The sequence below is a fragment of the Vibrio sp. L85 genome (genome assembly GCF_963871815.1).
In the GTDB taxonomy this organism is placed as follows: domain Bacteria; phylum Pseudomonadota; class Gammaproteobacteria; order Enterobacterales; family Vibrionaceae; genus Vibrio; species Vibrio harveyi.
On record NZ_CAWMYL010000019.1, the window covers coordinates 47,662 to 58,871 of the forward strand.

Below are 11,210 nucleotides of genomic sequence, written 5' to 3' on the forward strand. Positions count from 1 at the left end.
TTCTAACTGGTTAGAATTCTGTCTCTTGGGGAGTGAGTCTTAGCGAAATAGGTAAGGGAAGAGCTTCTTACGTTCTTCCTCTGAAAGCGCTGAAACACGTGCAATATTGGTATCTGGAATGGACTCTGGATCAGGGTAGTGCTTAAGTACTTTTTCCATGCTCTCCTCACGGATCAAATGAAACACTGGGTATGGAGAGCGATTCGTCAGGTTTTCATCATCTTCTGGTTCTGCACCGCCAAAGCAGTAATCAGGATGGAAGGTGGCAACTTGGAAAATGCCTTCCCAATCTTGCTGTTTGATCAAACCTTCAACCCAATCAATGAAGAAGTTGTAATCCCAGAAATCTTGCAGCATGTTTGGAACCACAACCAAGGTTGTCTCCAGTTTTTCTGGCTCGGTATTACTGAGCTCGATCAGTTGCAGCAAAATGTCTTCAAGTAGAGCTTCTTCTTGCGAGGCTTCACTAACGAAGATTTTGATTTGTTTATTGCGCTGTGGCTTAGCAGCGAACGGGCAGAGATTTAACCCGATCACGACATCATTGAGCCATTGATTGACTTGCTCTGTGATCGCATTGATATCGGTGTTTGGTGATTCTTGTGTTGAGCGCGTTGGCATACGACTTTCTTGCTTTTATGAATGTGGCGCAAGCATAGCAGACCAGCGCCACAACATAAAACCAATAAGGTTTAACGCTTCATTAAGCCGTTATGTCTGCGTTATCGCCAGCGTCGATTCGCTCTGTGATGTGTTTTAAGAATGCGATAGCAGCGAACATGGCAATGTACAGTGCACTGCCGCCGATGAGTACACTCGACCAACCGCCGTTTTGCCAACAATAGAGCAATAGGAATCCACCTAAACTGCCGCCAATATAGTAATGCACGAGATACAATGCGGTCGCCGTCGCTTTTGCTTGTGTTGCGTTTTGTCCAACCCAACCGTAGGCTAGCGTGTGAGTGAAGAACGCACCGAAGCTGATCAATAACAAACCTGCCAACATTGTAGGTATGCTTTCAATTACTGCGATCCACATGCCAGCCATACTGACGATAGAGCCTAAAAACATGCCAAGTATCGGTGAAAAGCGTTTACTCCAATGTCCGGCACAACGGGAAGAAAACGTACCACCCAAATAGCAAACAAAGATGAGAGAAGCTAACCCGACAGGCACATTATGTGGTGCACTAACCAAGCGGAATCCCATTACCGAATAAAGATTAACGAACAAGGCAAAGTTCAAACCGCCAATTAGCATAGCGAACCACACACGTTGATTTTTGAAGTGTCCGATAATAGCTCGATTGTGATGCCTTAAACTGCTCGAAGAAGGGGTGAAGTTTTTCTGTTTTGGCAGCAAGTAATGCACGCTGACCACACCGATAAGGGTGAATAGCATCATGACTTCGATGGCGACATCGATGCTGAAGTTGTCTGCCAACAATCCTCCGCTGATACGTCCTGCGATTCCTCCCAATGAATTGGCTGCGATATAAGTACCGATCGCCATTGAAAATGCGTGTTTATCTAGCTCTTCCGCCATATAAGCAACGGCAACAGCTGCAAACGCGGCAAGCGCAACACCGATCAAAGCGCGACAAACCACTAAGAACAAAAACGAATCGCCAAGCAGCATTAATGTGGAGATAGCAGGGATCGAAAACAGACCAAACATCATTACAGGTTTGCGCCCAATCGATTCAGAAAGCACAGCCATCGGGACCAAGCTAAAGGAGAGAGCCAGTGTGGTGGCGGCGAATAGCCAGTTGACCTGCGTTTCCGAGATCTGAAAGTGCGCCGCAAAGCTTGGCAGCATCGGTTGGAGGAGGTAAAGGTTTGAGAAAACCAAAAAAGAGCCGAGCGCCAGAGATAGCGTAATGCGTTTGTATTCCGGAGTGCCGAAACTGACCATGAGTCCTGCCTAATGCGAGCGAGCAAATATAAAGAAACTGTGATCAATCTATCAGTTAGTTGTGGATTGAAAAAATATATTAAAAATATGGTTGGTATATATTTTTGATCTAATGGAATCGAAACAACTCAAACACTTTTTGGCGGTCGCGGAACACGGCAACATTACTCATGCAGCTAAGGCTTTGCACATTGCTCAGCCAGCGTTAAGCATTTCAATTAAGAAGTTCGAACAGTCTCTTGGTGTGACGCTGTTTCGCCGAGAAGAAAAGAAAATCAGCTTAACCAAAGAAGGGGAAACCTTGTTGGTTCACGCTAAGCGAGTAATTCAGCAGTTACATGATGCGCAGCTAGCGATTGATGAGCTCAAAGGTTTAGCCAAAGGGGAAGTGCGCCTTGGTACGCCTTCAATGATGGGCAGCTATTTTTTCCCTCGAATTGTCATGGCGTTTAAGAGCCAGTATCCAGATTTAAAGCTGACGCTGGTGGAGGCGGGTACTCAGTCTATCCGCCGAATGTTACTTAATGGACAGCTCGATATTGGCGTGATCAGCTGTGACGATGTTCCAGAAGACTTAGAAACTGACCATCTGTTTACTAGCCAAATGGTCGCCGTTGTGGCTCCGGAACATGACTTAGCTCAGCACAACGCGATCACATTTGATCAGTTTTTCGAGCATGATTTGGTGATGTTCCAACATGGCTACTTCCACCGAGAATTCTTAGACCACGTCAGCGAAGAGCATGGCTTTACAATGAAGTCCTCATTTGAAACCAACTTGCTGCCGCTCATTCTGAGTATCGTTAAACAAGAATTTGCTATTACCGCGCTTCTCGAACTGGTGACACAACATGAACAGGGTGTGGTGGGTATTCCATTTGAACCTAGCGTTAAGCTCGACCTTGCACTTGCGTGGCGAAAACAAGGCTATCTATCCATTGCCGACCGTACTTTTATTGACTTTGTGAAGCGGTATGTTTGATTTGCATCCAGTTAAAACCAAACTGTTCAATGGAAAGCCTCCCTTTAATTGGGAGGCTTTTCCTTTTATGCAGTTATCTCTTTCTCATTAAGTGGTATCAATACCCCAAGAACCACCATGGCAGCGCCCCCGATTACGGTGAACAATACTCGCTGCGAAAAGATCAATTCTGCCATTTCCGGATTAAAAGGACCTACCGATACAGTAAGAATAAGCAGCATGATACAAGCCGTGGCAATGGTGTAGTTGTGTTCGAGATACACAAGGATGCCGTAAAGCGAAGCGATGACTAAAACCCACATGGTTATTGTCATTGCCATGTCGGAGTTGAAAGAGCCCAATAGCAACCCCACAGGCAAATAAACTAATGCGCCAAGCAAGGTTCCGTTCAAACGTTGCCAAGCTTTCGGTGCTAAATCTTTGCTGAACGGGCTGTGGATCATCATAAATAGGTAAGCACCTAAAACGGCTCCTGTGCCACCCCATATACCTAACGACAGCACCAAGCCAATCCCTAGCGCCTTGCGGCTGGAGTACTTGAGATCAACACGACTAATTTTATGTGTGGTGCTCATCGAGCCATTCTGGGTGTTGGTGTTTCTCCAAACCAACGTACTAGCAATGATCGCCACAGTGATGCCAAGCACAACCGATACTGAACGTTGAAGCATAAGTTCTGTGGCAGGGATATCTACTGGCATCATCATCGATAACAACATAAACGTCAGCGGCAGAATGTACTTTGGTACTCCTTGGTGGTGTTTATCGCGCTCTGTTATGACGAGTAAGAAGGCAAACAGCGCACTAGTAAAAGGCGCATAAGTGATAGGCACCATGGAAAGTGGTACCGCAGTTAATGTCATGACCAAAGGATGAAGGCTACCTAGTAGGGTGTCTTTTGTCGTACTGAATTTGAGATTGTATAGGTAGTGGATGATTCCCACTTCCACCGCCACAAAAGCTTCTCCGACATCATAAAAATACGCACTGATGATAAGCAGCACGATAGAAAGCAAAAACATGCGGTTGCCTAGCACAAGGTAAGGCTTTGGCGGGGTGAATTTTTGAGCGAGTGAATCGAGCATGGCGTATTTCCCATCCTTCAGTGAATAACAATATGGAAGGTATGAGATTACCAATTTGATGAAATATTCATTGCCAGTTTGCGACAATAGTGATGAAAGCTTGAGCAGCATAAAGTGCCCAAGCTTAATGCGACTATGCGGTCTTCTTGTCGCGAGATTCGAAGAAATAGGTCACAAATACCATGTAGGCAACGACCAACACTAACTGCCATATCCGAACGTAAAACTTATCGTCTAGCGCACCGCTGCTCATGGAGGTACCCATTAACACCATAAAGCCCGTAAATGCAGTGGCGTAGACTGGGGCTTTGGCGGGCTCGGTGTAAATCTTGGTCCCAAGTAACGTAATAACCACCAACATCACTAGCATGTAGATGTACATATTTGGCACCAGAGAAATGGTAACGAAAGCGGCGAAAGCGAGTAGTCCTCCTAACACATTACTGATAACAAAAAACAATGATGTTTTGCCCGCTTTGTCGCTGGTTGCCATCAGAGAAAGCAGCATGACAAACGCAACGGTGAGTAATATTTGTGACAGTTGGAAATAGAAATAAAAACAAACCAAGGGAAACGACATCATCCAAGCTCGAATCGCAGCATTCCAACGAACTTCTTGAGTTAAAGGGGAGGGAGGGAAGCCAGCAAATTCAGTCGCATCCTCTTCTGGGAAGTAAACATGCGACACCCCGTAAAGCGCTACGGCGACGATACCAGAAAACGCAAAACCGATGCCCACGTCTAACGCGGCTTGCTTGTCGATGATGGTAACCGATGGAATCAAAATCAGGGCAATCATTAAGAAAGTGGCAAACATTACCCATTTCGGGTCGGTAAATAGGTAATAGCTCCACAGCATGCCCAACGACAGTACAGCCAGAAAAGCTATTTTGTACTCTGGCAAGCCGCTCGATACCAAAAAGCCAATGACCGCGGTGGAGATCAACGCATCGCCAAGTTGTTTGACATGCAGAATATGAAATTGCGGTTTATCGACGATGAATTTTGCCGTCAAAAGAGGCGTACAAAATGCCAAAGGCCAGTTAAACCATAACGCGATAAAAGTAGCCAAACCTACAGTGATAACATAGCGCAGAATTCGACGTTCTTGTGCTTGAGTCAGACTATCTAACATAAGAGAACACGCTCACTAGATTGATCCAAACCTTACCCAGAAAGTTAAATAGAGCGTTGCTCTCTGTGTAGATCACCACATCTGCTTGTCCACCGATGCGCATGAAGTCAGCGGCATGTTTATCATCGAGCTTAATGGTCACCGGCATACGTTGTGTATCGCGCAGCCAACTATTTTGATTTTTCACGGTGGCTAAGGTGCCTGGCTGATTATTCGCGCCCCATGCAACCCCTAAATCTACTGAAGATACTGTGCCAGAGAAGGTTTGTCCGGGAGCATAATCGAGTGCAATTTCAACTTTATCTCCGGCGTTAATGTTGCCCATGCTGTTTTCGCGGAAGAAGGCTTCAAGCCATAAACCGCCGCTTTCAACAAACGTCATCAAGGGAGAACCTGCCGTGGCATAAGCCCCTTGAGACAAATTAAAATTGGTCACAGCGCCATCAGAAGGTGCTCGCATTGTCGTGCGTGATAAGTTCAGTTGCGCTTGTTGCAGTTCTAGTAAAGCCGATTGGATCTGAGCGTTCTCTTCACCTGCCGCTCCCACCTGAGCTTTTGCTTTTTCTAGGTTCGCTTTGGCATTAACGACATCGGCATTTGCTTTATCAATGGCTGCGCGAGTTGTGTCTGCATCTGATTTTGAAACCACGCCTTTTTCTGCCATGGCTAAAACTCGTTGACCTTGGCGTTTAGCATTTTCTTGTGCCACAAGCGCGGTGGTCAATTGAGCTTGTGCTGACATCACACCTGCCATTTGCGAGCCAACATTCTGTCCTGCGATCTTGAGCTTTGCTTCTGCTTGCTTGACCGCAATCTGGTGATCGGTGGTATTGATTTGCAGTAGCACATCGCCTTTTTTGACTTGGGTATTTGGTTTAATGCTGATGCTGTCAACTTGGCCAGAAACTTGTGGGATCAATGAGACGACATTGCCTTCCACACGGACATTATCGGTTGTCGGAATGATGCGATCTGCCACTATCGCTGTACCAATGGACACCATAGTGAGTGCCAATAATGCATTGGTTGTGCGCTTGACCTTATTAATCGGTTGCGGCGTCTGGCTTACTTGGTTTTCTGCTGCTGTCTCTGACATATAAACACTCACTAATGATGAAGAAAGATGGTCAGAGTTCTCCATCGACGCAAGCTAGGCGCGAATTAAACTGAGACCAGTTCGTTTGAGCGTTAAAATACAATGTGTAAGGAAGTAAAAATTGCCATTATGCGACATTCGGAAATTTTGCAGAGTAGTGGTTTGAATAAGAGCGACAGACAAAGAAATAGGGCGGGTAGATAGAAAAAGAGCCTCTCTTTGGAGAAGCTCTTTAGGGTAGAGATAACGTGACTAAGTGATCAAACAAATTGATTAATATGTCACTTAGTTGCTGTACATTTTTTCAAAGTTCTTTGGATTCCAGCCAATCATGACTCGATCGCCAATCTTCAGTACAGGTACAGAACGAGCCCCCAGTGCATCGAGCTCTTTGCGTCCGCGTTGCATTTTTGCATTGCACAAGCGGTAGTTAATATTTTTCGAATCAAGATAACGTTGAGCATCTTTGCAGTGCGGGCATTTGTCTTTGACGTAAAGAACGACACGTTTCATTCAATTTCTCTCCATTATCGTCGGGAGGCGAAGTTTAGCGAGGTTTCGCAACAAAGGAAAGCTTGTGGAACTACACCGCATTACAAATGCCTGCTATCTATCAAAGTAAGAGTAGCCACAACATCGAATTGATTTTAAAAAATAAGGTACGCACGCTGGTATACTTTAATGGTATAAAGTACACTAAAATAATTACAGAACGCTATTCATTTACAAACCAATAAAAAGGAAAGTTAGACAGGCAGGAAGCCGATATAACGACGGAGAAAAACATGAGAAATAAAGGTTTCACTTTAATTGAGATGGTTGTGGTTATTGTACTACTCGGTATTTTGGCGGTTACCGCAGCTCCGAGATTTTTAAATCTTCAAGATGATGCGCGAGATGCAACTCTGGAAGGTTACGCAGGTGCGTTGCTTGCTAGTATTGGGATTATTGCAGGCAAACATAAAATTGAGGGTGAACCCGATACCTTGATTGTTGACGGTACAGAACTATCATTCTTTACCACAGAAGATGGCAACACTCAGTCGTTTGAATACCCAACAGCGACAGATGTCGAGCAATGTATGGATATCTGGAACACTGCGGTTAATGGCATTAGAGCGAAAGGGGCTGATGCTAAAAAAGGTGAACTAAAGACGACTTTTGATCGTAATGAAGCCACTTGCTCTTATGCAGATTTACAACACGGTGCTGTGACATATAAATCCGGTACAGGGGATGTCCGCGTAGATAGCTAATAGCGACCTTCTAGGTTGGGTAGGGGCTTGAGATGCTCCTATCCAACAAGTAACCCCTTTTTAAACTCTCCTCAATATGACTGCAAAAGCTGCGTAGGTACTGTGAACAATCAGATTGGTTATAACCTAAGATGAAACTCTTGCTCATCTCAGGTATATTTAGCGCCTTTCTTTTGTCATAGCAGACTTAATACGCATGCATCCGTCACTTCGATATATTCAAGGTTATCCGCAGAACATTGTCGAGCAAGTCAGTTCACTCGTCGACAGTGGTAAACTGGTGCCTTGGTTCGAAAAACGCTACCCAGATAGACACCAAATCAAAAGCGAAAAGGCACTCTACGAATACGCAATAGCGATCAAAAATCGCTACATGAAGAAAGCCGCGCCAATTAGCAAAGTGGTCTACGATAAGAAAATTCACGCTGTAAACAATGCGCTTGGTTTGCATAGCGTGATAAGTCGTAATCATGGTGGCAAGCTGAAATCGAAAAATGAGATTCGCATTGCGAACGTGTTTAAAGATGCACCTGAAGCGTTACTACGCATGTTGGTGGTACATGAGCTGGCACACACGCGTGAGAAAAACCACGACAAAGCCTTTTACCAACTGTGCTGTTATATGGAACCTGAGTATCATCAACTCGAATTTGATGCTCGTCTGTTTATGATTTACCTCGATTTAAAAGCGAATTCGAATGAAGACCAATAATCACAACGCGAAACAAGCTCAGCCAAAAACGGCGAAGTCTAAGCCGAGCAAAGAAGTCACCAAGATCAAACCAAAGCGTGTGAAAAATAAACCAACAGCAAAAGCTGCGAGTGCGGCAAAAAGCACTGGTCTGAAAACTAACGTCGCGAACAAAAGCAGCGATGTGGAAGTGATCAAAATTGCTAAGAGTGGATTGCATGAACGTAATGCACATCGAGGTCGCTACGATTTCAAAAAGCTAATCACAGCAGTGCCTCAGCTCAAATCATTTGTGATAAAGAATCCCAAAGGGGAAGACTCAATCAACTTCTCTGATCCAAAGGCCGTCAAGATGCTCAATAAAGCATTGCTGGCGGCGCACTATGATATTGAATATTGGGATATCCCTGATACTTACTTGTGCCCACCGATTCCTGGGCGCGCGGATTACGTTCATCGCGTAGCTGAGTTGCTTGATGGTGAAGTAAAAGGCAAATACGCCCACCATAAAGTGCGAGCACTTGATGTGGGTGTAGGGGCAAACTGTATTTACCCAATCGTCGGTGTGACTCAATATGGATGGCATTACACTGGTAGCGATGTTGACGCAACATCGATTGAATCAGCACGAGCAATCACAGAGCGTAATGCCTCGTTAAACGGTAAGATCGAATTGGTACAACAAACCAGTGAGTCCAATATTTACCGTGGTATTATCCAACCAAACGATCGCTACGATGTTACGACTTGTAACCCACCATTCCACCGTTCAGCTGAAGAAGCCGCGATGGGCAGTCAGCGTAAGCTAGATAATTTAAAAGCGAATCAGCGTAAGAAGGGGGTGAAGGTTCAAGCTAATCAAGCGAAAACGCCTCAAGTAAAAGCCAATAAACCCGCGCTTAACTTTGGTGGGCAAAATGCTGAGCTATGGTGTGAAGGTGGTGAAGTTGCTTTCATCCGTAAGATGGCGAACGAAAGCCAAGCATTCAGTGCACAAGTGCTCTGGTTTACCACGTTAATCTCAAAGAAAGACAATGTTCGTCCGATGCGCAAACAACTTGAAAAGTTGGGTGTAAAAGCGATCCGAATCGTGGAAATGAGCCAAGGACAAAAAGTCAGCCGTTTTATCGCTTGGTCCTACATGGACAAATCGCAGCGTAAAGTGTGGATTGAATTAAAGTAGTTATCCAGCAAAGCTGTTCAAATAATTAAAAAATAGCACCACTTTGTTGGTGCTATTTTTTAACAAGAAATTCATTAATTTAATAATTATAACAAGTTTATTTTCTCTTTATGTCAAATTATATGGTAGGGCTATCAAGTTAAAATAACATGGGGTACTATCCAGTAAAGAAATAATATTTATATATGCCCAGCGATGTCCGATAACGAACTGATCATCTTCCCTTGGAATCACAATTTTGAGACAGGGATGAAAAAGATTGATGAACAACATTACCATCTATTTTTATTGGTGAATAAATTAGCTAATACGTTGATTTATGATGACCAGATTGAAGTAGACTGCGTATTTAGTGAGTTAAAAGACTATGCTCAATATCACTTTTCATATGAAGAAAGTGTATGGAATGAATACTTTTCTGATGATATTTGGAATGATGAGCATAAGAAGAGCCATGCCTCTTTTGTTGATGAAGTCATAAAAATCCAAGCGGACTCGAAAGATCTCAACTGGCAAGAATCTATTGAGCATATCCTACAGTTCTTAGTGCGTTGGCTCGTGTTCCATATTATTGGCGACGATAAAAAAATGAGCGTGGCAGTAAGAGAGTTGGAGTCGAGTGACTCTTTAGAGACGGCGAAAGTGAATGCTGTCGACACTTTGCAAGGTATCAATGGCTTGGTCGCCGATACTGTACTTAAAATGTATTTTGAGGTATCAAGTCAATCAATTGAATTAGTGAGAGAAAAGCATCGTCGCTTTGTTGCTGAGAAAGAATTGAGATGTCTCAATAAAAAGCTGCAAGAACTCGCTATTACTGATGAATTATCGGGTCTGTACAATCGCCGATACTTCAATATCATGACGCCAGATATTCTTAATAAAGCACAAGACACTAACCAACTCGTCAGCTTTGTATCCATTGATTTAGATTACTTTAAACAACTAAATGATCAGTTTGGTCATCTAAAAGGGGATGAAGCGATCACCAAAGTAGGCGCATTGTTGTCTGCTCACTTTAATGACCTCGATGACATCGTGTTTAGAATTGGTGGAGAAGAGTTTCTAGTTGTGATTGTAGGGTCTGAACATAAAACCTCAATCAACCGCGCAGAGGCGTTTAGAAAAGCCACAGCCGAGCTTTCTATTATTTGTGAAACCAGTGCTCAAAGTCACATATTAACCAGTTCAATTGGTGTGTTCACTCAGTGTCCAGAACCGAATTTGGATATTCGTTATTACTTAGATAAAGCAGACCAGTGCTTATATAAAGCAAAACTCAATGGTCGAAATATTGTCATCGCAGACGAGATATAAACGATATTAGCTGCGGTGAATTAAAAGTAGCTAGTTGTCGGTTTTAAATTCGATAATTAATATTAAATTGAAAATCAATATAAAATTGATTGAACTTCAATAATAATCATATTAGTTTTTTTTATTGGTGAGTTGCGCGACATATTTTAATAGGTCGCCGTCAATGTCAGGCAGTCCGTCAGAGAAGAAAATTTGTGCTCCTGGAGTACAACGCATTAATACGTTGGTGAGTTCACCATCTTCATTAGAAGTATTGATCGCATTGAGCTTAACCAGCTTGTTGTAAACTTCTTCTTCTAGTTGTTGGCGCTGTGCGTTGGTCAAACGAATACGACCGACACAAATCCCCGGATTTACCTCGTGAGATAAGGATTCTTTTTGGAAGCGTTCACGAAATAATGAGTCGAGTTCAGAGCCTTCTTCCATCAAAAAGCGTCGCCCAGAACGGTAGAACAACCCATCACCAAAATCTTCAACATAACCTAGCATTTCCGCGATGCGCATGTACGCCCCCGATAGTAATGTCCGGTTTGACCCATTTAGAAATGTC

At 43.8% G+C, this 11,210-nt stretch carries 11 protein-coding genes and 1 pseudogene; 5 read left to right on the forward strand and 7 right to left on the reverse strand.

Features of this window, described 5'->3' with window-relative positions:
* Positions 1-39 precede the first annotated feature (39 nt).
* Together AACR11_RS03330 and AACR11_RS03335 are read right to left on the reverse strand one after the other, a co-directional pair.
* On the reverse strand, positions 40-621 hold the full coding sequence (locus AACR11_RS03330) for a DUF1415 domain-containing protein (RefSeq protein WP_029791089.1): 582 nt from the start codon (positions 619-621) through the stop codon (positions 40-42).
* Between the two features lie 82 nt (positions 622-703).
* Positions 704-1,915, reverse strand: a complete 1,212-nt coding sequence (locus AACR11_RS03335; RefSeq protein ID WP_029791087.1) for an MFS transporter — start codon at positions 1,913-1,915, stop codon at positions 704-706.
* Between the two features lie 112 nt (positions 1,916-2,027).
* On the opposite strand from AACR11_RS03335, the gene AACR11_RS03340 reads away from it, so the two are divergent.
* Entirely contained in the window at positions 2,028-2,897 is an 870-nt protein-coding gene (locus tag AACR11_RS03340; protein WP_029791085.1) for a LysR family transcriptional regulator, read from the forward strand.
* Between the two features lie 65 nt (positions 2,898-2,962).
* Here the strand turns inward: AACR11_RS03340 and AACR11_RS03345 are convergent, their stop codons facing one another.
* The 4 genes from AACR11_RS03345 to AACR11_RS03360 all read right to left on the reverse strand — a co-directional run bounded on the left by AACR11_RS03345 (position 2,963) and on the right by AACR11_RS03360 (position 6,726).
* Positions 2,963-3,982: an FUSC family protein gene (locus AACR11_RS03345; RefSeq protein ID WP_029791084.1), complete on the reverse strand. Its 1,020-nt coding sequence runs from the start codon at positions 3,980-3,982 to the stop codon at positions 2,963-2,965.
* Positions 3,983-4,115: 133 nt separating this feature from the next.
* Positions 4,116-5,117, reverse strand: coding sequence for a DUF2955 domain-containing protein (locus AACR11_RS03350; protein WP_029791083.1), 1,002 nt, complete (start codon positions 5,115-5,117; stop codon positions 4,116-4,118).
* Positions 5,107-6,213 carry an HlyD family secretion protein gene (locus AACR11_RS03355; RefSeq protein WP_079324574.1) on the reverse strand — a complete coding sequence of 369 codons (1,107 nt, stop codon included), beginning with the start codon at positions 6,211-6,213 and terminating at the stop codon, positions 5,107-5,109. Before AACR11_RS03355 ends, AACR11_RS03350 begins: the two co-directional genes overlap by 11 nt.
* Before the next feature lie 285 nt (positions 6,214-6,498).
* Positions 6,499-6,726, reverse strand: a complete 228-nt coding sequence (locus AACR11_RS03360; RefSeq protein WP_005439862.1) for a glutaredoxin family protein — start codon at positions 6,724-6,726, stop codon at positions 6,499-6,501.
* A gap of 272 nt (positions 6,727-6,998) precedes the next feature.
* Between AACR11_RS03360 and AACR11_RS03365 the strand changes: the two genes are divergently transcribed.
* The 4 genes from AACR11_RS03365 (at position 6,999) to AACR11_RS03380 (ending at position 10,660) form a co-directional block, all read left to right on the forward strand.
* Positions 6,999-7,469 (forward strand): type II secretion system protein, encoded by a 471-nt coding sequence (locus AACR11_RS03365; protein WP_005445513.1) that lies wholly within the window; start codon positions 6,999-7,001, stop codon positions 7,467-7,469.
* Between the two features lie 196 nt (positions 7,470-7,665).
* Positions 7,666-8,181 carry a M48 metallopeptidase family protein gene (locus tag AACR11_RS03370; protein WP_005528224.1) on the forward strand — a complete coding sequence of 172 codons (516 nt, stop codon included), beginning with the start codon at positions 7,666-7,668 and terminating at the stop codon, positions 8,179-8,181.
* Positions 8,168-9,343: a 23S rRNA (adenine(1618)-N(6))-methyltransferase RlmF gene (gene rlmF, locus AACR11_RS03375; protein ID WP_029791079.1), complete on the forward strand. Its 1,176-nt coding sequence runs from the start codon at positions 8,168-8,170 to the stop codon at positions 9,341-9,343. Before AACR11_RS03370 ends, rlmF begins: the two co-directional genes overlap by 14 nt.
* A gap of 195 nt (positions 9,344-9,538) precedes the next feature.
* A complete protein-coding gene (locus AACR11_RS03380) occupies positions 9,539-10,660 on the forward strand; it encodes a GGDEF domain-containing protein (RefSeq protein WP_029791078.1) in 1,122 nt (373 codons plus the stop codon).
* A 111-nt stretch (positions 10,661-10,771) separates the two neighbouring features.
* On the opposite strand, the pseudogene AACR11_RS03385 reads toward AACR11_RS03380, so the two are convergent.
* A pseudogene (locus AACR11_RS03385) lies at positions 10,772-11,210 on the reverse strand (transcriptional regulator); the annotation flags it as partial.